The sequence below is a fragment of the Cupriavidus sp. DF5525 genome (assembly GCF_040149425.2).
Lineage (GTDB): Bacteria > Pseudomonadota > Gammaproteobacteria > Burkholderiales > Burkholderiaceae > Cupriavidus > Cupriavidus pickettii_A.
Map to the genome: position 1 here is coordinate 744,846 of NZ_CP168267.1, position 22,503 is coordinate 767,348.

Annotated in this window: 22 protein-coding genes and 4 pseudogenes; 11 read left to right on the top strand and 15 right to left on the bottom strand. The window is 60.4% G+C overall.

Translation table 11 applies throughout. From position 1 onward, the window contains the following. Positions 1-101: 101 nt before the first annotated feature. Together ABNX08_RS37905 and ABNX08_RS37910 are read right to left on the bottom strand one after the other, a co-directional pair. A complete protein-coding gene (locus ABNX08_RS37905) occupies positions 102-296 on the bottom strand; it encodes a hypothetical protein (RefSeq protein WP_022540229.1) in 195 nt (64 codons plus the stop codon). A 381-nt stretch (positions 297-677) separates the two neighbouring features. Then, positions 678-950, bottom strand: coding sequence for an XRE family transcriptional regulator (locus ABNX08_RS37910; protein ID WP_022540230.1), 273 nt, complete (start codon positions 948-950; stop codon positions 678-680). A gap of 631 nt (positions 951-1,581) precedes the next feature. Between ABNX08_RS37910 and ABNX08_RS37915 the strand changes: the two genes are divergently transcribed. Next, complete coding sequence (locus tag ABNX08_RS37915) at positions 1,582-1,896, top strand: H-NS family nucleoid-associated regulatory protein (protein WP_022540231.1); 315 nt, start codon at positions 1,582-1,584, stop codon at positions 1,894-1,896. A gap of 298 nt (positions 1,897-2,194) precedes the next feature. On the opposite strand, the gene ABNX08_RS37920 is transcribed toward ABNX08_RS37915, so the two are convergent. From ABNX08_RS37920 to ABNX08_RS37955, 8 genes and pseudogenes are all read right to left on the bottom strand, one after another. Continuing rightward, positions 2,195-2,413, bottom strand: a complete 219-nt coding sequence (locus tag ABNX08_RS37920; protein WP_022540232.1) for a hypothetical protein — start codon at positions 2,411-2,413, stop codon at positions 2,195-2,197. Next, positions 2,340-3,043: pseudogene (gene imuA, locus ABNX08_RS37925) on the bottom strand (translesion DNA synthesis-associated protein ImuA). Before imuA ends, ABNX08_RS37920 begins: the two are co-directional and overlap by 74 nt. A gap of 726 nt (positions 3,044-3,769) precedes the next feature. Next, positions 3,770-4,039, bottom strand: a complete 270-nt coding sequence (locus tag ABNX08_RS37930; RefSeq protein WP_022540233.1) for a Txe/YoeB family addiction module toxin — start codon at positions 4,037-4,039, stop codon at positions 3,770-3,772. Beyond that, the gene (locus ABNX08_RS37935; RefSeq protein WP_022540234.1) at positions 4,036-4,299 is read right to left on the bottom strand and encodes a type II toxin-antitoxin system Phd/YefM family antitoxin; all 264 of its coding nucleotides are present in this window, start codon (positions 4,297-4,299) and stop codon (positions 4,036-4,038) included. Before ABNX08_RS37935 ends, ABNX08_RS37930 begins: the two co-directional genes overlap by 4 nt. A gap of 289 nt (positions 4,300-4,588) precedes the next feature. Then, positions 4,589-4,900 (bottom strand): DNA-binding protein, encoded by a 312-nt coding sequence (locus ABNX08_RS37940; RefSeq protein ID WP_022540235.1) that lies wholly within the window; start codon positions 4,898-4,900, stop codon positions 4,589-4,591. Then, positions 4,900-5,217, bottom strand: a pseudogene (locus tag ABNX08_RS37945) (type II toxin-antitoxin system RelE/ParE family toxin). The gene ABNX08_RS37940 and the pseudogene ABNX08_RS37945 overlap by 1 nt, the downstream one beginning before the upstream one ends. 1,045 nt (positions 5,218-6,262) lie before the next feature. Then, on the bottom strand, positions 6,263-6,775 hold the full coding sequence (locus tag ABNX08_RS37950) for a tripartite tricarboxylate transporter substrate binding protein (protein ID WP_349604519.1): 513 nt from the start codon (positions 6,773-6,775) through the stop codon (positions 6,263-6,265). A 71-nt stretch (positions 6,776-6,846) separates the two neighbouring features. Next, a pseudogene (locus tag ABNX08_RS37955) lies at positions 6,847-7,266 on the bottom strand (Bug family tripartite tricarboxylate transporter substrate binding protein); the annotation flags it as partial. A 268-nt stretch (positions 7,267-7,534) separates the two neighbouring features. On the opposite strand from ABNX08_RS37955, the gene ABNX08_RS37960 reads away from it, so the two are divergent. From ABNX08_RS37960 to ABNX08_RS37990, 7 genes are all read left to right on the top strand, one after another. Beyond that, on the top strand, positions 7,535-9,031 hold the full coding sequence (locus tag ABNX08_RS37960) for an aldehyde dehydrogenase family protein (protein ID WP_022540241.1): 1,497 nt from the start codon (positions 7,535-7,537) through the stop codon (positions 9,029-9,031). Continuing rightward, a complete protein-coding gene (locus ABNX08_RS37965) occupies positions 9,028-10,572 on the top strand; it encodes an acetolactate synthase large subunit (protein ID WP_022540242.1) in 1,545 nt (514 codons plus the stop codon). Before ABNX08_RS37960 ends, ABNX08_RS37965 begins: the two co-directional genes overlap by 4 nt. 101 nt (positions 10,573-10,673) lie before the next feature. Continuing rightward, on the top strand, positions 10,674-11,603 hold the full coding sequence (locus ABNX08_RS37970; RefSeq protein WP_022540243.1) for an NAD(P)-dependent oxidoreductase: 930 nt from the start codon (positions 10,674-10,676) through the stop codon (positions 11,601-11,603). 26 nt (positions 11,604-11,629) lie between these two features. Beyond that, complete coding sequence (locus tag ABNX08_RS37975) at positions 11,630-12,085, top strand: cupin domain-containing protein (RefSeq protein ID WP_022540244.1); 456 nt, start codon at positions 11,630-11,632, stop codon at positions 12,083-12,085. Positions 12,086-12,096: 11 nt separating this feature from the next. After that, complete coding sequence (locus tag ABNX08_RS37980; protein WP_022540245.1) at positions 12,097-12,393, top strand: DUF1330 domain-containing protein; 297 nt, start codon at positions 12,097-12,099, stop codon at positions 12,391-12,393. 90 nt (positions 12,394-12,483) lie between these two features. Further along, entirely contained in the window at positions 12,484-13,347 is an 864-nt protein-coding gene (locus ABNX08_RS37985) for an IclR family transcriptional regulator (protein ID WP_022540246.1), read from the top strand. Positions 13,348-13,551: 204 nt separating this feature from the next. After that, complete coding sequence (locus tag ABNX08_RS37990; protein ID WP_022540247.1) at positions 13,552-14,178, top strand: tyrosine-type recombinase/integrase; 627 nt, start codon at positions 13,552-13,554, stop codon at positions 14,176-14,178. Between the two features lie 191 nt (positions 14,179-14,369). On the opposite strand, the gene ABNX08_RS37995 is transcribed toward ABNX08_RS37990, so the two are convergent. The 3 genes from ABNX08_RS37995 to ABNX08_RS38005 form a co-directional block, all read right to left on the bottom strand. Continuing rightward, entirely contained in the window at positions 14,370-14,948 is a 579-nt protein-coding gene (locus tag ABNX08_RS37995; protein ID WP_022540248.1) for a phasin family protein, read from the bottom strand. 169 nt (positions 14,949-15,117) lie between these two features. Then, positions 15,118-15,861, bottom strand: a complete 744-nt coding sequence (gene phbB / locus ABNX08_RS38000) for an acetoacetyl-CoA reductase (RefSeq protein ID WP_022540249.1) — start codon at positions 15,859-15,861, stop codon at positions 15,118-15,120. A gap of 231 nt (positions 15,862-16,092) precedes the next feature. Next, entirely contained in the window at positions 16,093-16,353 is a 261-nt protein-coding gene (locus ABNX08_RS38005; RefSeq protein WP_022540250.1) for an XRE family transcriptional regulator, read from the bottom strand. A gap of 1,233 nt (positions 16,354-17,586) precedes the next feature. Between ABNX08_RS38005 and ABNX08_RS38010 the strand changes: the two genes are divergently transcribed. Beyond that, entirely contained in the window at positions 17,587-17,829 is a 243-nt protein-coding gene (locus ABNX08_RS38010; RefSeq protein ID WP_349604514.1) for a hypothetical protein, read from the top strand. Between the two features lie 1,144 nt (positions 17,830-18,973). Further along, positions 18,974-19,165, top strand: a complete 192-nt coding sequence (locus tag ABNX08_RS38015; protein WP_022540251.1) for a DUF2188 domain-containing protein — start codon at positions 18,974-18,976, stop codon at positions 19,163-19,165. A gap of 33 nt (positions 19,166-19,198) precedes the next feature. Here the strand turns inward: ABNX08_RS38015 and ABNX08_RS38020 are convergent. Continuing rightward, positions 19,199-19,466 (bottom strand): annotated as a pseudogene (locus ABNX08_RS38020) (TonB-dependent receptor); the annotation flags it as partial. A gap of 251 nt (positions 19,467-19,717) precedes the next feature. Then, complete coding sequence (gene ltrA, locus ABNX08_RS38025; protein ID WP_349604517.1) at positions 19,718-21,055, bottom strand: group II intron reverse transcriptase/maturase; 1,338 nt, start codon at positions 21,053-21,055, stop codon at positions 19,718-19,720. Between the two features lie 562 nt (positions 21,056-21,617). On the opposite strand from ltrA, the gene ABNX08_RS38030 reads away from it, so the two are divergent. Then, entirely contained in the window at positions 21,618-22,493 is an 876-nt protein-coding gene (locus ABNX08_RS38030) for a site-specific integrase (RefSeq protein ID WP_022540237.1), read from the top strand. Positions 22,494-22,503 lie beyond the last annotated feature (10 nt).

Genomic DNA, 22,503 nt, shown 5'->3' on the forward strand with positions numbered 1-22,503 from the left:
CACTGCCGTTGTGCTTTCGCCATCCTTCGACCCTATACAAGCGAGGGCGTACGTAGGGACGGCGTTGCCGGAACGCGGCGATAGACCAAGCTCGGAAAGACTTACCGAATGCTTCGGACGGCCTCGAGCATCGAATGTCCTTGGCTTGTCAGGCGGGGATAAGCATTGTCGCTATCATGCCCGTGTTCCATCGTGACCAGTTTGTGAGCCAGCAAGCCGTCCAGTTGTTCCAGATCATCGATATCCGGTGCATCGCCGAGCAGTAGTAATGCAGCGATTTCGTGCGGACTTAGCATGGTGGCCTCCTTTGCCGGGGTCGGAAAATGGAACCTACGACAGCTGGTCCGTGGATCGAATTCCACGAAGAGTGATGAGAACGGCAATCAGCGCCGCGGTGCGAGGGACGCGCGGGGGATGCGCACACCGATCCGTTACCGTAAACTTCTTTGCCACCGAGGGCGCGCTAGGTCTATGCTGCGTCGCAGCAGCAGCGGTATCAGGCAAGGGCCGGGCGCTGCGAATGCAATGGAAACAAGGCCGTCAAAGTCGTCCAACTCGTATCTGCCAACTGGCTGATGCGATCGGAGGCAATACCCGTGTGCGACCGCATTCTCAGAGGGAAAAACCGAGTAGCGTTCTTTGCCAGTGCTACAACGGCTTAGTCGCGGGTCCTCGGCTTACTGCGAAGAACACTGCAACGGCAAGCTTAACCGCTTGACCCAGCCTCGCAGCTCGGCTGCATGAAAGGATTGGAATTTCCCCGAGACCGCCAACAGAAGGTCCGTCTGGGATGTACCAAGAAGGGTAGCAGCCTGCGAGACCGTCAGCCCGGCACCTCGAATCCGGTCGGTGATGTCTTTCACAATGCCCGCCTTAAGCGGGATTTCATCGGCGTCCGCAAAGCCAAGCTGCGCATAAACATTGCTCGTTCCATACTCGAAGCAAAACATGTGGACACTCCTCTGTTCGTGGACGACAACGTCTCCCTGCACCGGCGTGATGGCGGCTGAGGGCGCGATTATTCAGGGAAGGCAATGTGAAGGCAACTTCGGGGAAATACCGAGGATCCCCAGGCGCCCTAGCGACTGTTGTGCCATGAATTTGACACAGAACGCGCGTCCGTGACTTGATCCACCGCAAGATCAAACAGTCGGTCCAGCCGCAAAAGCAAGGCACGCAGAAAATCGGGCCCACGACAAGACCATTGGCTCTCCAGCCGTCCAAATCGCCATGTGTTAAACAGGGGGAGGTGTGGCCTGAGACAAAAAAGCCTTTAGCTATTCATGGCTCTGCACCCGATGCCCATCGGCTTAGCGCGATGCTGCATTGCTGCAATCTCTGGTACCCGGCATCCCCGTTTCTGCGAGTCTGAGAACAAAGCAAATCGGTACAAGAAGCGACCGACTTTACTTCAGAACGCCATCCCCTTCACTATGTTCTTCGCCTTGACGCGCGCAAAGAAACCACGTTCGAATACAGCGTGCCAAATTGCATTCGGGGCCGACTTTAGACAGTGAATACCTTGCAGGTCTTCTTTGAAATGCGTATAAGTTAATGGTGATCGAAAAATTGGAGGCAAAAATGGCAACGTATCAGCAACTGCTGGAGCAAAAGGAAGCTTTGGAAGCGCAGATCGCAGAGGCGCGTTCGACTGAGGTCGCGGGCGTTATCGAACAGATTCGCGAATTGATGATTCGGTATAACCTCTCGCCCGAAGATGTGGCGCCTCGGCGTCGTCGTGGCCGGCCTGCCGGTGCAGCATCCGCTGGCACGGAGAAAACCCCGCTCCCGCCGAAGTACATGGATCCTAAGACCGGGAAAACCTGGTCGGGTCGCGGCCGGACGCCGGCGTGGCTGGGCAAGCGGCCCGAGCGCTTTCTTATCGAGCAGGCTTGAGCGAGGACACGCGCCCGAGCCGTTGACGACTACGGCGGGTCCGTCATGGGGTCTGCCCATGTCTCGTCTCCGGCGATCGGCGCGGAAAAAAGGCGGCTCTCGAGCCAGTAGCAGAGAGCCGCGGAACGTCCATGAAGAAATCGGGCAATGGTTGCATTACCCGCCCTCAGTATGACTCCGTCGCACCTTGCTAGGCAATCGACCTGCCCAACGGCTCGCCTACGTTCTGCCTTACCAAAAAAATGAGCCCGCATGCCGAGGGACGGTGAATGCGGGCGGTAGTAGGACTGCCCAGCAATCATAGAGTGTCGCGGTCAAAGAGAATGGTCTGCGGTGCGATCATCTGCACGCTGCCACGGCGCATTGCCGGTTTCACGCCGGCCGCCATGGCCAGCGGCGACGCCAAGTGCACGCGCTCCTTGTCCAGGACAGCAACCGCCAGCTCAGTGGACCAGTTCGGCCGAAAGACTTCGAGTGGCAGGGACGACAGGCGTAGGCAGATCCACAGGCGCAGCATGGCGATACAACTGAACGGGGGAGGGCTGCAGCGCCACGTCAAGCGGCGATTCCTGCTGCGGGCCTCGACGCTTAACGAACTGCACACGAATTCCGTCCGATGCGGGCTCCAGCGTGAGGCGCAGCGGCGCCGGCGAGGCATCGCGTGCACAGGCCGTCGGACGAACAACGAAGAAAAGGACATCCGAGGCTTGGGCAGCAAGATGCAGACGCCGAAGCGCATCGTTACGCAGGTGCGACTGCCAAAAGACGAGCGCTCCGCAGGTCCCCGGTGCGCAAGATCTGCTCCGCGGCCCACAAAGCATCAGCGGTGTTCCGGGTTTCGACCCAGAGAATCTGGGCGGGCGCGACACTCCAGTTGGCGAGTGCCAACGCTTGAGGCGCGTGCGGCGGCGCCAGAAACGCGACAGGGCGGTTCGCGCGCGCAACGAGAGCAGGGCGTAACAAGGGCAATTCGCCGATCCGGTTGACGCTGCAGCAACTCCGTCAGGCAACTGAGCGGCCAGCCGCCGCCCGGCAGCTCCTTGTCGAGCGACGGATACCCGGTCGGAACGGTGCGTGCGCTACCTCGGGCAAGCTGTGAGGCAAGCCATAGCGATGGATGAATGGATTCAGCGGCGACGGTTAGCATGGTGAGCTCCTTCCACCAGTGCACTGTATACCCATACAGTATTCACCTGTACGGAACGCCAGGCAGCAACCGCCTCCCTCGTCGCCGCTTCACAAGAAGCTCAAAATGGTTACGGACAAGAGTCGCACTTAGCCGTCGTCAGTTGTCACGTAACAATCGAAAACTGTGAAGGCGTGGCCAAAAGCGCGACAGGGCGGTTTGAGCGTCAACGAGAGCAGAGGCGACTCGCCCATACCCGGCTGGCGCTGCAGCAGGTTTCTTGGGCGACGGTTAGCATGGCTAACTCCAGTCGCCGCTGTAAAATGAGGCGAATAGTTAATATCTAGGATGCGGATGGTATGATATGAATGGGCGGTTTGTAGGGCGTGACTCTGTCCACCGCACCTAGGCCATCGCATCGCTCTAGAGCGATGCCAATTTATTGGCACGGCCAGCCCTGCTGCGGGAAGCGCATCAGGCCTCTTATAATTGGGGTGTTGCAGGCAAGCGCAGAGCTTGTAGAGGTCGTCGAAAGACGGCAGCCCGTCTTGGGTGGGATCCTCGAATCCGGGGCCTGCAACCGTCTTATTCTTAATTGTCGCGAACCGCGGCAATCACACGTTGGCGCTCAGCATCTTCTGTGTCGCCGCACCAGAACTTCAAACCATACCCGTCCACCTGCCCGTTGCGCCGGCACAGATTGCGCGCGAGCATGCGCAGGTAACGGTCCTCCGTCTGTGCAGTGAGCTACTTGTCGCCGTAGTGGTAGCGGCAGGCGGCGATGTAAACCGCGTCGTCGTCAGCCGTGTACACGAAGCGGTTGGCGTCATCGATGCGGCGTGACCAGACACCAGACAGGTTGCCCTTCAAGGGCTCCGGCTTTCCGATGCCCTCAAAGGGGTCGCGCTGGCACTCGACGATGAGTTGGTTGATGCGCTTGAGGATCTTCTTGTCCTGGGTCTGCCACCAGACATATTCCTCCCAGGCGTGCGGGGCAAAGATGACTTTGCGCGTCATTCAGCGTCCGGGTCGATCAATTGGCGCTCCACGCCCTTACCCTGGCGCAGCTGCGCGAGCGATTCCATCAGGCGCTGGGCGTTGGCCGGATTCGACATCAGGTACATTGTTTCCATCCAGCTGTCGTACTGCTCTTGCGACATGATGACGGCGTTGGGCGCGTCGCGGCGCGTGATCAGCACGGCATCGTGGTCGTCGATGGCTTGGTCGATGACCGCCTTCAGGTTGTTGCGGGCATCGGAGAAATGAACGGTGCGCATGCGCCTCTCCCAAAAGAACTTGTTCAACTACTGAGACAAGTATAGCAAACCTGCGCGCAGAAGGACGGGTGGATCTGCGCGCAGCCTGGGAGCGCGCCGGGAGGTGGTCAGACGGCCCAGAGCTGCTTAACGGCCCGAAGGCGCAAAATATTTAACATAACGATTATTATGCGTCTTTTGTTTGTTATGAATGAATGAACACACGCAAAAATTCGCTCTACGGGCGTTATGTTCAACCGCCTCTTGGCCCGCCCTCAGTTGGGCCCATCTGCCAAAGCGCAACTGAACTTTATGAATGAGCCGGCTCGCCATGCGCAGGACGGACCGCCAAGCGCATTCCCATCGCTTTGAGGATCGCCGAGAGATTGCTCAGTACGGGATTCCCGGTCGGAGACAGCGTGCGATAGAGTTGGGTCGGATTCAAGTGAGCTTGCTGAGCTACGGCCTGGACACCGCCGAACGCCTTGGTCAGCTGACGAAGCGTAATCATCAGTTCGGCTTGATCACCATCCTCGAGAATGGCGTTGAGTGTCTCTAAGGCGAAGGCCGGATCCTCGCGGAACATTTCGGCCATCGCGTCATCGTGGTGTCGGTCTTTCATTAGTTGGCCCTCCGTTGCCAGTCTTGCCAATACGCGCAAGCACGGTCAATGTCAGCGCTCTGCGTGCGCTTATCACCACCGCACAACAGCAGAACGATCTGCCCCTTTGCGATGCCGTAGTACACGCGATAGCCGGCACCCACGTCGACACGCAACTCCCAAACTCCATCTCTGCAAAACTTGTGATCGCCAAAGTTGCCCTGCTCGGCTCAAGCGGCGAACGACGGAGACCTTGGCGGTGCTGTCTTTCAAGCCACTAACCATTCGTAGAAGATGTCACGCTGATCCGGAGTCAGGTAGTGTCGAATCTCATACATAATCTATTTTCGTCTATAAACGAAAAAAGGTCAAGGCCGCTCGTTGCCTGCCCCACTATCGGCGCCAAGCAGCCGGTACCGCTCCAAGAAGGATACGCCCGTGGCAAGGTGCTTTTACTTCACAATGTGCGGCCACTGACTGCCTCTTTTGCTGTAACAGGCCTCGAACCGGGATACCCATCCCTCTCCACAGCGGCCGAGGGCTTACAGCAACTCCGGCAGTTGGTGCGGCTGTGCCGCCGACCTTGCCCAGTTTCGGCAACGCCCGCCGCAGGCTGGCTCGGCGCACCCTGAAGGCGGCCCCGTTCCGTCGAGAATTGGGTACTCCGTGCCACGAACTGCCAGCCGGCCTCACCAAACTCCCCCTCCCCGGGGGCGGCGCGTCGCCGCTTGATAAGCACAACGTTATCGAACCTTATTGCCGCGCCCTGGCAACGCCGGCGTCACGTGGATCCTGTCTACGCGCATGCGAGTTTGGAGGGAGCGCAGCGGCAGCAGCCGGCCAGGAAGCGACGGTCGACAGCACGCCCCGAACGGCGGCTCTACGCTTAGCTGCGGCCATCCAAAAGATCCTTCCTCATGTCCAGTTCCCGACCTACTTCTGCGCGACGTTCGTTCCCCGGAGCGGACATCCGACTGATACGTACGTCAAAGAACGCCTGAGCCTTCGCAGACGTCCTTGCAAGCTCCGGGTGTTCAGGAACCAGGTCGATGTCCGAGTTATGGCTCCATTCCTTCATCGTAGTGGGCGTGCACCCCTATTCCTTCGGTCTCCCGGCGCGTTCAGAACTTGTGCCTGACGCCGACCGCCACCCCAAAAATGTGATCCTTGTCTGTACCGAGGTAATAGCCGCTTGTGTAGCCGATCGCGGCGGAATAAATGTTCAATGCCGCATTGCGCGTGTACGCCGATACACATCGGTCCGCCTAGAGAAGCTGTAGTCCGCGATGAACATCCGGCCACGGATGACCGGTTGCTGGAAGCTGATATGGAATCGGACCGCAGGGGTCCGGGACAATCCGAGGTGGGTGGCCGCTGAGGTGCTTACTCGACGACGATCCCGCGCTCCTTGATCAGCGTTGACAGCCGCCTGCTCTCGTCAGTCAGCAGGTTTCGGAAAGCTGACTTGTCCAGTGCCACCGGTTCGGCGCCGAGTTGCGCGAACCGTTGCTTGAGCACTGGCGAGGCCAATACCTTCTTTAACGCCGCAGAAAAGCGCTCGCTGATGTCGGCCGGGACCTTATTCGGTGACCAGACACCGAACCAGACATCAAGACTCGCATTGCGGATGCCCAGGTCCGCGTATGACGGTGCGTCCGGAAAGAACGGCGACCTGCTCTCGCTCGCCACTGCCAGCAGCTTGACCTTGCCACTTCGGATGTGGGGGAAGCCAATCCCCGGGTCGAATACGACGTCCGTCTGACCGGCCATCACATCCTGCAGCGCAGGGGCGGAGCCTTTGTATGGCACCTGCGTGATCGACGTGCCGATGCTCTGGTTGAATAGCTCGGCGGCGAGATGCGGTGCCGTCCCGGTTCCGGCCGACGCGATGGTGATCTTGCTCGTTGCGACTTCGCCAAAGCGATGAACTGCTTGGCGTCCCTGGCCTCAAGCGTTGGACGGGCGACCAGATACATCTGGGCGCGTCCGATCGCCATGACGGGCGTTAGATCCCGGGACGGGACGAGATTCGACTTGAACAGATATGGGTTGGCCGTCTCAACCGAGGTGGGCGCAATCAGAAACGTGTACCCGTCCGGCGCCGCCCTCACGACTTCGCCGACCGCCAGGTTGCCGCTCGCCCCCGGCTTGTTGTCGACGATCACTGTCTGCCCTAGTGCTTCATTCAGCAACTGTGCAATCGCACGCGCCATCACGTCCGTTCCGCCGCCGGGAGCGAAACCCACCACTAGGCGGATGGGCCGTGCCGGCCACGCGGGACTCTGGCTCGCGGCCGGAAACGCTGCACCAGCCAGCATGACGGCAGCCAGCGCCAGTACCGCGCGGCGTGAACGGAAATGAGAAATGGGGCTGAAGCGGTGGGTCATGGTGGTTGTCTCCTGGGTTGTCTTTGCGGTCGGAAGCGACCGTCGGATCGAACCATAGACGGAGCGCTCGATGTTGTAAATAGGGTTTCATGGTTATCCATAGGATAATTTTTTCGGGGAGCGCCCCTTGCGTCACCTCTACAATAATTATCCTATGGATAACGCTTACACCCTATTTACAATCTCACTTCGATGTTCTACCGTTCGGTTCATTGGCAGCGGCCCTGCGCCGGTCGGCCTGCCGCAACGCAAATCAACGAGAGACAACGTGCTTGAAAAGAGACAATTCCATATCGATGGGGAGTGGGTCACGCCCGCACGTCGCCAAGACCTGGCGGTGATCGACCCATCCACCGAGCAACCCTGCGCGGTGATATCTGTCGGCGATGCGCTCGATGCCGACCGCGCGGTGCAGGCGGCAAGGCAAGCCTTCTCAGGCTGGTCTCGTACCAGCCCGGGCGAGCGCCTTCGGCTGGTAGAGCGCTTGCTGGAGATCTATGAACGACGCGCCGCGGAAATGGCGCGGATGATCAGCCTTGAGATGGGGGCGCCCGTCGACATGGCGCGGGCCGAACATGTCGGTGCCGGCGCGTATCACATGAGGAACTTCATTGCCGCGTTTCGCACGTTCTCGTTCGAACGTTCCCTCGGCACAGGTGCACCCAACGATCGGATCCTGATGGAGCCGATCGGCGTCGCCGGCCTCATCACCCCGTGGAACTGGCCCATGAATCAGGTCACGCTGAAAGTCGTGCCCGCTTTGCTGGCCGGATGCACCGTCGTGCTGAAGCCATCCGAGATCGCGCCGCTCTCCTCGATGCTCTTTGCCGAATTCATCGAGGACGCCGGCTTTCCGAACGGTGTGTTCAATCTCGTGAACGGGGACGGCACGGGAGTCGGCGCGCGCCTGTCGTCCCATCCCGATATCGACATGATCAGCTTCACGGGCTCGACCCGTGCCGGCATCGCCATATCAAAGGCCGCAGCCGAAACGCTCAAGCGAGTGGTGCTCGAGCTCGGCGGAAAAGGGGCCAACCTCGTCTTTGCCGACGCGGATGCGGATGCGGTCAGGCGCGGAGTGCTCCATTGCTTCAAGAACACCGGCCAAAGCTGCAACGCCCCTACCCGCATGCTGGTCGAGCGCTCGGTCTATGCGCGCGTAGTCGACGAGGCCCGGGAAATCACCGAGAACTTCGCGGCCGAGGCGGCGCGCGCGCCGGGGAAGTTCTTCGGCCCGCTGACCTCGGCGGCGCAATTCAGGAAAGTCCAGGAGATGATCGAGACAGGCATGGCGGAGGGCGCGCGACTTGTTGCAGGCGGCCCCGGGCGTCCCGAAGCGCACGAATGTGGCTACTTCGTGCGGCCAACCGTTTTCGCCGACGTAACCAACCAGATGACCATCGCCCGCGAGGAGATCTTCGGCCCTGTGCTCTCAATCATTCCCTTCGACACCGAGGAAGAGGCGATCGCCATCGCGAACGATACGCCGTATGGGCTGGCCAATTACGTGCAATCGACTGATGACGAACGATGCCGCCGCGTCGCGGGCCGGCTGCGTTCGGGCATGGTGGAGATGAATGGCAGGCCGCGCGCACCGGGATCTCCTTTCGGTGGCATCAAGGCGTCCGGACGTGCCCGCGAAGGCGGGATCTGGGGCATTGAGGAGTTTCTTGAAGCCAAGGCGGTTTCCGGCTGGACGGATCCTGCCCGTTCGCGCTGCCCCCACGCGAACCACCTTCATCGAACCGGAGAACACACAACATGAATGGCGCCGAAAGTCTGGTCACCACACTGCTCGAGTCGGGCATCGATACCTGCTTCGCCAATCCCGGCACCAGCGAAATGCATTTCGTCGCGGCCCTGGATCAGATTCCAGGTATGCGGTGTGTGCTGGGGCTGCAGGAGAACGTCGTTACCGGCATGGCCGACGGCTATTTCCGCATGGCTCGGAAGCCCGCGAGCACGCTATTGCATTGCGGCCCGGGACTTGCCAACGGCTGGGCGAACCTTCACAACGCTCGCCGCGCTAATAGCGCGGTCGTCAACATCGTGGGAGATCAGGCGACCTATCACCGCCCGTATGATGCGCCCCTCACTGCCGATACGGCCGCGCTTGCGGGCGCAGTATCGGCATGGGTCCGCACGAGCCAGTCCGCAGCCGACGTCGGTCGTGATGCGGCCGCCGCGGCAGCCGCTGCGCGCACCGCGCCCGGACAGATCGCCACACTGATCCTGCCTTCCGATACGTCCTGGGATGCGGGCGGCGTTGCCGCGCGCGCATTGCCCGTACCGTCAGCGCCATCGATCGATACATTTGCCGTCGATAATGCGGCGCGCATTCTGCGCCAGAACAGCAATGACGTGCTGATCCTGCTTGGCGGCGAATGCGCGCTGCCCGAAGCGCAGGCGCTCGCCTGGCGCATTGCCAGCGCGACGGGCGCGACCCTGAAGTACGAGTACGTGATGGGGCGGGTCTCGCGTGGACGAGGCCGTCTGCCGATCGAGCGGGTGCCCTACAACACCGATCAAGCCATCACGATGATGGCATCGTTTCGGCACATCATCCTGGTCAACGCCAGGCCACCAGTCGGATTTTTCGCCTACCCCGGCAAGCCGTCCCTCCAGTATCCGCGCGAAGCCCAGATCCATCATTTGTCGCGCGTCGACCAGCATCCCGAAGCGGCCCTGCTCGCGCTGGCGGAGGCGCTGAACGCGCCAGTGGTCGATATGCCGCCCGCGCAGCCCTGCCCGGAGATCGTTACCGGTGCACCCACGCCGGAAGGGCTGGCCCAGACGATCGCCGCCTTGATGCCGGAGAACGCGATCGTATCGGACGAAAGCATTTCGTATGGCCGCAGCTTCTACCGATTCACCCACGCTGCAGCACCACATGACTGGCTCTCACTGACCGGCGGTGCCATTGGCGACGGACTCCCGGTCGCAACCGGCGCGGCGGTGGCCTGTGGGGGCTCGAGACGGGTTATCAGCCTGCAGGCTGACGGCTCGGCGATGTATTCGCTTCAGTCGCTTTGGACGCAGGCACGTGAACGACTCCCCTGTACGACGATTCTGTTGGCCAACCGCAAGTACAACATCCTGATCGGCGAGTACAAGAACGTCGGAGCATCACCGGGACCCACGGCCATGAGCATGCTCGATCTGTCGAATCCCGATCTCGACTGGGTCAGGCTCGCCAACGGCATGGGGGTGGAGGCCGCACACGCAACGACGCTCGAGCAGTGCGCCGACCTCATGAAGCAGAGCTTCCGCCAGGACGGCCCCTTCCTGATCGAACTGTTGATCTGAGTGAAGGCCGGCACTGCAACGCTACCCGAAGCACACCGCACGCGGCACCAACTGGTAGACGCGGTGCGCGGAAATCTACCCAGATACGGAGACATACGAACGTGAGCGAGATTACCCACGTCGGCTTTTTAGGCCTTGGCAACATGGGTGCCGCGATGGCAATGCGGCTTATTCATCCCGGGTGCCGACTGCACGTCTACGACCCTAACGCGGAAGCCGTGTCGCGACTTGTGGACGCTGGCGCGGTGGCGCATGCCAGTCCGCGTTCGGTGGCGGATGCCGCCGCCATCGTCATGGCCTGCCTGCCAAGCCAGGCGGTATGCGAAGCGGCGATTTTCGGCCAGGACGGCGTGGCGGCCGGCAACGCGCTGCATACGTACGTCGAGATGTCGACGATCGGTCCGACTGCGGTGTCCTCCATCGCACAGAGACTTCATCGTCAGCATATCGCCACGGTGGACGCGCCAGTCAGTGGTGGGCCGTCCGCCGCGCGTGCGGGCACGCTGTCCATCATGCTGGCCGGCGCGAGCCATGACATTGCGCGCGCCATGCCCTCGCTGGCTCGCATCGCGAAGACGATTCACAACCTGGGCGATCAGCCCGGCCAGGCACAGGCGATGAAGCTGGTGAACAACATCATGCTGGCCGCCAACATGGCCGTTGCATCGGAGGCGTTGGCGATGGGCGCCAAAGCAGGCCTGAACGCCGACGCCATGGCCGACGTCATCCGATCCAGCACCGGCCAGAGCGCAGCAGCAGACATCCTTGCTCGCTTCGCCCTCCCTGGATCGTTCGACTTCGGGGCACACATGTCAATCCTCGCTAAGGATGTGGAGCTCGCCATCACAGAGGCCCGCAATCTGGGCGTCCCGGCGCGCGTTCTAGAGCAGGCCCGGGGCGTCTGGCAAACGGCAATGGAAGAAGGACGCAGCCAGGACGATTTCACTTCGATCATCAAGAGTGTGGAAGAACGCGCCAACGTGCTGGTACGCGGGGCACCACGGCGGCAACCCGCCAATCAGCAAATTTAACAACGACAACACCCACGGAGCAGACCATGGACTCATCCACCGAACACGTTCATTCCGCCACGTCGATTGCCGACGCCGAAGCGCTTGCGCAAAGGCTTTCCTATGCCACGCCCGAAACGGCGCCACTGGTGCCGGGACGCCGCTCATTCTTCAAGTATCGGGACCTGGGCGTGACGACTGCCACGGATGGCCGCATGCGCGCGCAGATAACTCTTGCAACGGGCGAAATGCAGCAAACCGGCTGGCACTATCACCTCTGCGATTCGCAGTTCATTTATACGCTGCGCGGCTGGGTCGACCTGGTCTTCGAGGACGGCCGCCATATTCGCGTCAGCGCGGGAGAATCGCTCCTGATCCCTGGCGGACTCAAGCACAACGAGCTGGCGATCTCACCAGACCTCGAGCTTCTCGAAGTCTCGATTCCGGCAAAGATGGGAACGGTGGCCTGCGACCCTCCAGGGAACTTCACCTCATCCTTCTGACGGGAGACGAAATGACGAAAGGTTACATTTTTGCCGAGGTAGACATCCATTCCCCCGGCGCGGAGTGGGATGAGTACGCCAGCAAGGTCCAGCCCACGCTGGATTCCTATGGCGGCGTGTTCCTGATTCGGGGAGGCACGCCCCACGTGCTCGAGGGCAACGCCAAAACCGGGACGTTCGTGGTTCTGGAGTTCGAGAGCCCCGAGGACGCCACGGCCTGGTACACCTCCACAGACTATCAGCGCATTTTGCCGCTCCGCCTGCGCAATGCCGATGCGCGCGTCATCTGCTTGCCTGGAGCTGGCTGAATTCCCGTGTCATCGCCCGTGATAAACTTAAAGGCCGTTCGCGCACCCTGAATCCGAGGTTCGCCCCTTCCGAGAGGAGTATCGACGGCTTTGACAGAAGCAAAAAAAACCATCGCAAAACCATCGGCGGTGTCGACGGACGACCCGCCGCCGACTGCTACCGGCAATGGCGGAGGACGACGCCGGATTCAGTCGGCCGACAAGGCAACGGAGGTTCTTCTTGCGCTTGTCGAGGCGGGTAAGGCGACACCCCTCCGCGATCTGGCGCGCGCCATCGGCATGCCAAACAGCCTCGCGCATCGCTACCTCGCGAGCCTAATGGCAAGCGGTCTCGCGGTACAGGATGAAGTCACCGGTCTCTACGACCTTGGGCCGACGGCGGTACGCATCGGCGCCTCCGCCCTCGCGCGTGTTGATCATCTGCGCCTCGCCAGTGAAGCGATGCCACAGCTAGTTTCTAGCACGGGATTGCCCGCCCTCCTGTGTGTGCTCGGCGATCGCGGCCCCACTATCGTGCGATGGGAACGCAGCTATGTGCCGTTCATTACTACGTTGTCGGTGGGCTCGACATTCCAATTGACAAATTCGGCCACGGGTCGCGTGCTGCTCGCCTTCACCCCCGATCAGGTCAGAGATGACCTGATCGAGTTGGCCGTTTCGAAGAACCATGAACAGCCGCCAGTGAAGTTGCTTGAGCGTCTTTCGACGATCCGGCGAGCCGGATACGACGAAGCAGAATCGGTTCTCATCCCAGGACTGTCAGCCATGAGCGCGCCGATTCTCGATGTTCAGAACGAGGCAGTCGCGTGTCTGACGCTAATCGGCGCAAGCCCTGATGTCCGGCGCATCAAGACAAAGGCAATCAAAGCGCTGGTCGAGGCAAGCGTGAGCATCTCGCGATCTTGCGGGAGCAACCTGTCGTTCGCCCCGTCATTGGCCGATCCGACAACATAAGCCTGATCTCCTGCATTGCCGCCTGATCGTCTGCCAAAACCTGGCATCCAACTTGCGGGCGACGGTCGCAACACCGACCCGGGCGACCGCTCTTGTCGCGACTTCAGTCAGAACAATTGGACCGGCCGACCGGCGGAGAAGGGTCGATCAGCGACCACTGGCAGAGGCGCAGACTGGTTTCCCTTCACCCGAAAGGAGACCATCATGGAAACAACCGCTCTCGACCAAACGCGTCACGTTCCATGGAACAAAGGGAGGCTGACGGGCCAAAAGCCTCCACTGAAGTTGAACGAGATATGGGCGATACGAACTCGGCTTCAGCTTACGACGAATGTTCGCGAACTGGCGATGTTCAACCTTGCCATTGACAGCAAGCTCCGAGCGTGCGATCTGACCCGCCTGCGCGTGCAAGACATCTGCGTGGGCAACCAGGTTGGCACTCGCGCAACGGTCATGCAGCAGAAAACTCAGCGGCCAGTGCAGTTCGAAATCACCGAACAAACTCGCCAAAGCGTTCAGTGTTGGATTCATGCTCGCGGACTTAAGCTGGGCGACTATCTCTTTCCGAGTCGCTTGCACGCATCGCCGCACCTGTCAACGCGACAGTACGCGAGGATCGTTCATCGCTGGGTCGCCTCCATTGGCCTTGACGATTCAGCTTACGGAACGCATTCCATCCGGCGCACCAAACCATCGCTGATCTACCGGCGCACGAAGAATCTGCGAGCCGTTCAACTGCTTCTTGGGCATACCAAACTTGAGAGCACGGTGCGCTACCTTGGCATTGAAGTGGACGACGCGCTCGAAATGGCAGAGCAGACCGAAGTGTAGTTAGGGAGCGTGGCCGGCTCGCGGTCGCTTGCCGGCCACAAGGCGCGACTGGCCAGACTGCGTGATCAGCTTCACCATCCCGACCGTCAACGCGCATAGCCCCACCCGCTGCTTCGCCGGCTTCACGCGCCCGGCAAGAAGAACCAGCCCGACCGAGGCAGGCCGGGCTTCAGGGGATCGCTGCAGCAGGATCAGGCGGAAGCTGAAGTCTTCTTCGAGGTGGCACGAGCCGTCACGCCGACTTGCTGTGCGGCATTGGTTGCCACCGTGGCAGCGGCCTGGATGTTGGATTCAGCAATTTCCACGGCCTGCGCCGCGGCCTTCTCCACCGACTCGTAGGCGTTGTCGGCGGCGGTAATAGCCGACTTCACGATCGCTACGGCCGATTCCGTGCCGGCCGGGGCATTCCTGGCGAGGTTGTCGACAGCCTCCCGCAGGTTCTGCGAGCCCTCCGTCAGCATGGCCTTTGCCACTTTGGCGAGTTCTTTCTGGGTTTCCGATGTGATCTCATAGAAATGGCGGGCGTATGCCATAGCCTTCTCGCCAGCCGGCTGCACCAGCGACGCGTGGACCTCGAGAAATTCCCGCGGATCTTTGGCGGAGAGCGCGCGCCTGGCGCCGTCCAGATTTTCCGTCAGCGCCTTTCTCGCGACCTGCATATTCAGCTCAACGAGCTTCTCGAAGCCTTCGATGGCCTTGGATGTCAGGCTGTACAGGGATTCGAGGCTGCATTGCTGTACCGACAAGATTTGTTCCTGAGTAAAGATCACGCTGCTCTCCGATGGTGAATGATTTATCGCTCTACCGACACGCGTCTGTACGCTCAGTCGTCTTCCTAAAAGGCGGGGGACTGATGATGGATCGCGTGCGAAGTAGATCTCTACGTGCTCCCACGATCCGGAGTCGCAGAGGGGGCAGAACCATGTTCCGCCCCGTCAGTCATTGCATGTGCTGCCCGCCGTTGATCGCAATATTGGATCCGGTCACGTAGCCTGCATCCTCGGAGCACAGATAAGCAACCAGGGCAGCCACTTCCTCCGGCTTGCCGAGCCGCCCCACCGGAATCTGAGGCAGGATCTTCGTATCCATGATCTCCTGCGGCACGGCGGTGACCATCTTGGTCGCCAGGTAGCCGGGAGAAATGGTGTTGACCGTCACCCCCTTGCGAGCGACCTCCAGCGCCAGCGACTTGGTGAAGCCATGCATACCCGCCTTCGCGGCTGCATAGTTGGTTTGGCCGAACGCACCCTTGGAGCCATTGATGGACGATATATTGATGATGCGTCCCCAGCCCCGCTCCACCATGCCGTCACACAGAGGCTTGGTCACGTTGAACACGGAATCCAGGTTGGTGCGAATCACGGCGTCCCAGTTCACCTTGTCCATCTTCTTGAAGGCCATGTCGCGGGTAATGCCGGCGTTATTCACCAGAATGTCGACCTGGCCGACCTCGGCAAGAATCTTTGCCACCGTTGCCTGGCAGGCATCGTAGTCCGCAACGTCCATCGCGTACGCACGGAGATTGCGGCCGGCAGCCTCCATGGTGGCGAGCCAGTTGTCCACATTCGGGTTGCCTGGCGTATGCGTCACGACCACGTCGTAGCCGGCGTCGTGCAGCCTGAGGCTGATGGCCTCCCCCAAACCGCCCATACCGCCAGTCACCAATGCAATGCGTTTCGTCATCCTGCTTGTCTCTCACAAAGTTTGTTTGACCCCTGTCTTCCGGTCGTCCCGATTCTGTGTTCGGCTTTCGACCACTACCACCACGTATGCACGTGGCGCCAACAAATAGCGCTGCCGCGCCAGATTAGCGCGGTGATTTTTCAGTTTTGTGTCATTCGCCTGTCTGGGGCACCGAATGGTGCTGGATACCGGCTTGGCCGGACAACCCTCTTCGGGGTGATGGCGCTGCAATCACCACAACCGCGAGCTAAGGCGCGCGAGCCAACCGCGCAACTCCTCTGCGCCGATGTCTTGAAACTTGCCGCAGAGAACCAGGGCGAGATCCGACGGAAGTGTCCCGAGCATGGCTGCAGCGTCGGACACGGTAAGGCCCGCGGCTCTTATACATGCCGTCATGTCCTTCACGATTTCCGCCTTGAGCGGAATTTCCTCGGCGTCCGCGAAGCCAAGCAGTGCGTAGACATTGGTCGCCCCATACTCAAATCGAAACACGCGGGCCTCCTCCTATCTTGTTGTTCTTGAACATGGCCCTCGAGCGTCGATGCGCCAATATGGTGCCGGCAGAGGGCAGGATTATTGGTGCATACATTCGATAAGACAATCGGGGAAACACTAAGACGCTTATGGCCACAGGTAGACCACGGACCCTACGCGATTTCATCACCTCGTAACAAGGACAAGGGGGTGGAGGCAGCCAATCTGGCCGGGCCAACCATCCAGAAGTTGCGTGGAGGACGCTGTTTGATGTGGTCGCGACCTGCGCTGGCCAACCAGCGAGGACTGAGCTCAAAGGGCGCGGACAAAAAACCGGAGGGTGACGGAGGCGTCGGTCCGGTCCTAGGCAGCGGCGTACAAGTGGTGCAGCACGATCCGCTGCGGATCTGTATTAAACCGCGTCGAAATCTGATATTAGCGTCATGAATGTCACCTCCCGTAATGCGGCAACGACTGTCTGTGCAGTTGGATCTTGCTGAAACCGGATCGATTGAGAGTGGATTCCGGACACAGGATTCACCGTCATCATCACGTGACCAAGTTCTTGCTCGCTCCAAGGAGCGCGCTATGCGTGAAGGAACGATAACCGCGGATCGGCTGACTGCATTTTCAGACGCGGTCTTCGCGGTGATCGTGACCATAATGGTCCTGTACTCGTGCGGACGCTACGCAGATGTCCGCACGACGGATGCGGCGTGTCGCGAGGCGCCGATCACTTGCTGTCCTTGCGGGCTTCACGACCGCAACGCTGGTTGCGCTCGTCGCGCCGCGCCTAGGCTTCGGTCTCATATGCGCGGCGTTGATACTCCACACTCGACCAGATGTCTCAGGCAATCGGTCGTGGCGAAGCCGACCAGACCCCGGAGGCCGAGATGATCTGGGCGCATCTCTGCGCTGACATTGAAGATCACTCACCGATCTTCCGTCCGCACCATCGCCTTGCAGGTTTGGTCGTGCGCTATCGAGAGATAGTGCGGCTTCGCTACGCCTCCCTGGGCGTGGCTTACGTCTGCGCCAGGGCGCCGAAGCGGCGGCAAAAGCTGACGTTCCCCCGAGAAACGCCGAACGATCGAGTAGGGTCCGATAGCGGGTAACTGGCTTGCTACCGTCCCGCCCTCTCCCGACAGATTTCGACTGACTTTCCGACGACTGGCATTCCCAATCAACATCTCTTAAGATTTCACTTACTTGTGCTAGGCGCAGATTGTTGCCCTAAGGAAGGAAAGCCCTATGTCTATCGAAGCTTATCGTGGATACATCGCAGAAGGCTTCGCAAGCCCCAATGGCGACGGTGGCTTTGAGGCACAAGGGCGCGTACGTTTGCGGGAGCGAATAGTCCAAGAGTCGGAATCATTGGGTCATTACGAAAATAGCGAAACCGCCCAATATCGAGGGCTCCTTTGGGCTCGCAAACTCATTGAAACTTTGCCCTCTTCCTCGTTGATGCAGGACGCGATGTTCAGCAAACGGTGAGTTTCCCAGCCGTACGCGTAGCATAGCCTCAACGGGCAATAGTCGACGGGAAGGCGTGGTTGTTGGTGCAACCAAATAGTCGAAGAGGCAGCGCACTTGACGGACAAGTGCGTCTGAGCAGAGCTTGCGGCGGCGACAAGAGCCGCAGCGGCAATACCATTCCACTTCGTTACGAAATTCCTTCAATGCGAAGCGCTCGCGGACAACCTATGATTCAATGCCCACCTCCTGCTCCAATTCGGCGAACCCGAGGAGGCGAGATCGAGCCTGCTTTACCTTGGATATCGGGATTTCGTAGCCTCGCGTCGTAACAGTGGTGTCGCGTAAGATTGTAGGCGGGCTGAAGGCTCACGCTACCACGTCTGCCCTCGCAAGTTCTACCCAGGCTAGTGCCTTGATTCCCAACCAGCCAGATTGATTGATCTCGGCCCGCCGATCCCTGCTTTGGGGGTAATCTGTTTTGCTTCCTTTCCAAATACGCCATATGGCTCATACCGTGCACTGTTGCAATTTCGTAACCTTCGCGATACAGCCCGCCGATGGGGGACCGGGGCTGGAAGTGAATAGCGAGGTCGGAGCACAGGGTTTCCAGAAATTGCCTCCTCTTGGTCGCTCGTTTCACATATTCACTTCCAAGCAATGGCGGCGGGCTGTACCTTTACTATGGGGATTTCGCAGTGGAGTTGCTGGTCGATGGCCGCGACGGGATGGCACCATGCGATCCTCCTAAGATCTGAACGCCTCGCACCGACCGCTTTCTGACGCCACTGCACACGCCGAGCGGCACGACTCCGAAGGATCTGGGGTGTTTGCGTTGGCCCTCTGTGCCAGCTACTGCTTCATCCATAATGTAAATCTGCCCTTCGAAGCCAAGACGCCGCATTTGCTCGCTCATAGCCGCGATGTCCATATCAGCATGCGAAATTCCTTCTGCAAAGACGTGCGAACCTACAGAAGTGATGCAATGGCGCGACGCCCGCCCCTCTTAAGTAGGGATATGCTACCGAGAACATAGATGGGCAATATCGACCCTGTCGAATGCGCTCCCCCATTCGGCTTTCACGACGCCCGCTCTTTGTAGCGGACTCCTTTTATGGGGGCGACCTGCGACGCCGCGGCGGCCCACGAGCTCCAGGAGAGATCAATGCTCGCGCGAAGCATCCGCGTCGTACCTGCCGAATGTGGCTGGGCCCTCCAGGTAGACCACCTGCGAGAGCCCCTACGCTTTGCCACGTTGGAAGCAGCGATCGCTGCGGGATGGGACTACGCACAGCGAGAGAGGGCTGAGCTGCTGATACATACACTTGACGGCCATGTGCGTCTGCGCAGTGCTTGAAGCGACGACCACCAAGAGCCACAGCGGTAATAATCAGAACTTGTACTTGACCCCGGCGTAAAACGCTCGGCCCACACCGGGATAGAACACCGAGGTATTGGCCGTTCGCGCGTCAGCGACCGTGCTGAAGTCGCTGACATAGCGCTTGTTGGCCAGGTTGCGTGCGTCAAGGAACACCGTCACGCCACACTCGAAATTCGTACCTGGCTTCGATCCCGAACAGCACATAGGACGGCACCTTCAGCGTGTTGGCGTAGCCCATGTAGGCGCCGGTCGGCACCCAGTCGATTGGGCCGGCCACACACGCAGCCGCGATGCCGGGGAGCATGACACACTCGGCTAAACGCTGCCGGCGTGGCGACGAATTGGCGAATGATCGAGTTTGGCAACAAACTTCGGTCGTTTGGGGGCACGGAGCGCTAACGGCCGATAGCCAACCGGCTCGCGACCGGCGGAGGTCGCTTGGCGGCCAGTGGATAGGGGTAGGAAACGGCTTTCGCCGTCCCCTCCCTCCGAACCCGGTGTGCGGTTTTCCCGCGACGGGCTCTCCAGTCAGTTGTTTCCACATCGGGATTGGCGCGCCAATTGATGAGCCTCGTACATCGTGAACAGCCCAAGATTGGCGAAGAAGGCATTTGGCCATTGACTGTGATCGCGAAAGCATCGGCCCTGACCTGGACGATGTAGCTGTCGGCGCAGGACCGCTCGCAGTCGACGACGAACAAAGCCGTCGACGGACGAGAAGGTGTATCGGTGGGCATGCCGGAAGTATCCGAACCAGCCCCGCAGGATCGGATTGATCGACGCGATGATGCTCTCGATCGAATCGCCCCGGTGGCGCTTGGTCAGGGCACGGATTCGATCCCGCAGCCCCATCAGACTCTTCTTGCGCACCCAGCGTTGGCCCGCCTCGAACCGGTAACCCAGAAACTCGAAGCCATGACCCTGCAACCGGCAGTCCCCAATGTGGGTCTTATCGGGATGCAGTTTCAAGCCGTTAGCGTCCACCCAAGCCCGCAGGCGAGTGAAAGCAGCTTCTGCTTCCTCACGCGTACGGCATAACACCACGGCGTCATCCGCGTAGCGCACCATGACCAGCCCTGCCTGGCGCATTTCTACGTCAAGTTCGTGCAGGTACAGATTTGCCAACAGGGGGCTGACAACCGCCCCTTGCGGACTGCCAGAAGTCGGCGTCCAACGCGTCATGTCTTCCATGATGTCTTGCTTGAGAAAGGACTGGACGAGCTCCAGAACTCGGCCGTCCGCGATTCGCCCGGCCACTCTCGCGAGAAGGGGCAGGTGTGGGATCGAGTCAAAATAGCTTTGCAGGTCAGCATCGACCACCCAGCAGTAACCCGCTTTCACATGCTGGTCAACTTCTCGGAGCGCCTCCTTGCATCCCAAGCCCGGGCGGAAGCCGTAGCTTCTTGGCTCGAACTCGTGCTCGAAGATCGGCTCGATGACCAGCTTCAGGGCCGCTTGAACTACGCGGTCCTTCACAGCGGGTATACCGAGCGGGCGACGTCCTTTACCTTTCGGTATGTAGACGCGCCGCACCGGCTGCGGGCGATAGCTACCGTCCTGCAATGCATGCGCCAGTTCAGCAAGATAGCGGTCCCGCGCTTGCGCGAATCGCTTCACGCTCATGCGGTCCACTCCCGCCGCCCCGGCGTTCTTCTCGACCTGAGCCCATCCCAGCGCGAGCGTGTCCAGGCGAAACACCTTGTCAATCAGACTGTGCCATTTACCTCCCTTAACTCCGTTTTGTAGAGCAGCCAACATAGCGTCCGTCCAGATTGAAGCTGACGCGAATTTCCGCTGCACGCAGCTTCCCAGCGCGTTTGCATCTCGTCTAGTCGTTTCCGACACTGGCGATGCTTCGATCTTCATCTCTGCTTCCTTCCGGTCTTTTGCTATCAACTTTCCTGCCCCGCTTCCCTAGTGCGCCTTTTGCTCTGACGCAGGTCTCCACGGCTTTACCCTTCCGTGTGCAGTACTATCGGGACTCTGACTCCTGCCAGCGTTCACCTCGCCGGCAGGTCTCCCCGCTTGCTTCGTGCTACCGTCCTATCGTTCCGTCCTCAACCACGTGGTACGCCACCGCACCGCTTTATCCGCCACGACAGCGTGCTGTGTTGCTTCCAGGCTTCGCCACTTTAGTGCAGGCTCGCCGCCATACCCCGCCGAAACAGGTTCGTTAGCCTACGGACCGACAGTTCGCTTCCGGTTACTCCCCACCCCGCCTCGCGACGACGCAGTTACCTTCAGCTACGGAGCTGTGGCCAACTCCGGCGGGGACTTTCACCCCGCAGATCGCACGCTCTCACGGGCGTACACTAAACCGCTCGCGCGGTAACCCTCCGGCCATCGCGCAAAGTGACTGAACCGCCTGTGCTGTTCCCTATGTTGAGGACCGAGGCAATTGGCCTCGATTCTCGACAGGAGCACAGCCATGTCAGTCGCGACGCCTACCATCAGCCCGCTGCGCCAGCGCATGATTGAGGACATGCGGATGCGCAAGCTCGCGGACAAGACTCAGACCCACTACATCCGCGCCGTGTGCCAGTTCGCAGCCTTTCTCGGCCGCTCGCCGGACACGGCCAGCACCGAGGATCTGCGACGCTATCAACTCCATCTGGTCGATCACGGCATCTCACCGACCTCGCTCAACGCCGCGATCAGCGGACTGAAGTTCTTCTTCGAGGTGACTCTCTGCGACGTCGACCGGATGGCCAGGATGCGCCCGGTGAGCGTGCCGCGCGTCCTGCCTGTCGTGCTCAGCCCCGACGAAGTCGGCAGGTTACTGGCTGCCGCCAGCAACCTGAAGCACCAGACCGCGCTCGCGGTCGCCTATGGCGCAGGCCTGCGCGCCAGCGAAGTGGTAGCGCTGAGGGTCAGTGACATCGACAGCGAGCGCATGACCCTGCGGATCGAACAAGGCAAGGGTCGCAGGGACCGTTACGCCATGCTCTCGCCAGTCCTGCTCGAACGCCTGCGCGTCTGGTGGCGCGTGGCTCATGCTCAGGGCAAGATGCTCGATGGTGGCTGGCTGTTTCCGGGCCTCAATCCCATCGAGTCACTCAGCACCCGGCAACTCAACCGTGCCTGCCACGCAGCCGCGCAGGCCGCAGAGATCGACAAGCGCGTATCCATGCATACGCTACGCCATAGCTTTGCGACGCACCTGCTGGAGCAGAAGGTCGATATCCGCGTGATTCAGGTGCTGCTTGGACATAAGAAGCTCGAGACGACAGCGCTCTACACCCAGGTCGCCACCGATCTGCTGCGCGAGGTGATCAGCCCGCTCGAACACCTGCGTTCCGACTAGGGATCCTGCC

Excerpts from the sequence above, each read along its gene's own strand:
- phbB (WP_022540249.1), bottom strand. The coding sequence starts at position 15,861 with ATGACGAAACGCATTGCATTGGTGACTGGCGGTATGGGCGGTTTGGGG.
- ABNX08_RS38010 (WP_349604514.1), top strand. The coding sequence starts at position 17,587 with ATGTCTATCGAAGCTTATCGTGGATACATCGCAGAAGGCTTCGCAAGC.
- ABNX08_RS37965 (WP_022540242.1), top strand. The coding sequence starts at position 9,028 with ATGAATGGCGCCGAAAGTCTGGTCACCACACTGCTCGAGTCGGGCATC.
- ABNX08_RS37905 (WP_022540229.1), bottom strand. The coding sequence starts at position 296 with ATGCTAAGTCCGCACGAAATCGCTGCATTACTACTGCTCGGCGATGCA.
- ABNX08_RS38015 (WP_022540251.1), top strand. The coding sequence starts at position 18,974 with ATGCTCGCGCGAAGCATCCGCGTCGTACCTGCCGAATGTGGCTGGGCC.
- ABNX08_RS37910 (WP_022540230.1), bottom strand. The coding sequence starts at position 950 with ATGTTTTGCTTCGAGTATGGAACGAGCAATGTTTATGCGCAGCTTGGC.
- ABNX08_RS37935 (WP_022540234.1), bottom strand. The coding sequence starts at position 4,299 with ATGCGCACCGTTCATTTCTCCGATGCCCGCAACAACCTGAAGGCGGTC.
- ABNX08_RS37975 (WP_022540244.1), top strand. The coding sequence starts at position 11,630 with ATGGACTCATCCACCGAACACGTTCATTCCGCCACGTCGATTGCCGAC.
- ltrA (WP_349604517.1), bottom strand. The coding sequence starts at position 21,055 with ATGAAGATCGAAGCATCGCCAGTGTCGGAAACGACTAGACGAGATGCA.
- ABNX08_RS37990 (WP_022540247.1), top strand. The coding sequence starts at position 13,552 with ATGGAAACAACCGCTCTCGACCAAACGCGTCACGTTCCATGGAACAAA.
- ABNX08_RS37980 (WP_022540245.1), top strand. The coding sequence starts at position 12,097 with ATGACGAAAGGTTACATTTTTGCCGAGGTAGACATCCATTCCCCCGGC.
- ABNX08_RS38030 (WP_022540237.1), top strand. The coding sequence starts at position 21,618 with ATGTCAGTCGCGACGCCTACCATCAGCCCGCTGCGCCAGCGCATGATT.
- ABNX08_RS37940 (WP_022540235.1), bottom strand. The coding sequence starts at position 4,900 with ATGAAAGACCGACACCACGATGACGCGATGGCCGAAATGTTCCGCGAG.
- ABNX08_RS37930 (WP_022540233.1), bottom strand. The coding sequence starts at position 4,039 with ATGACGCGCAAAGTCATCTTTGCCCCGCACGCCTGGGAGGAATATGTC.
- ABNX08_RS37915 (WP_022540231.1), top strand. The coding sequence starts at position 1,582 with ATGGCAACGTATCAGCAACTGCTGGAGCAAAAGGAAGCTTTGGAAGCG.
- ABNX08_RS37920 (WP_022540232.1), bottom strand. The coding sequence starts at position 2,413 with ATGCTGCGCCTGTGGATCTGCCTACGCCTGTCGTCCCTGCCACTCGAA.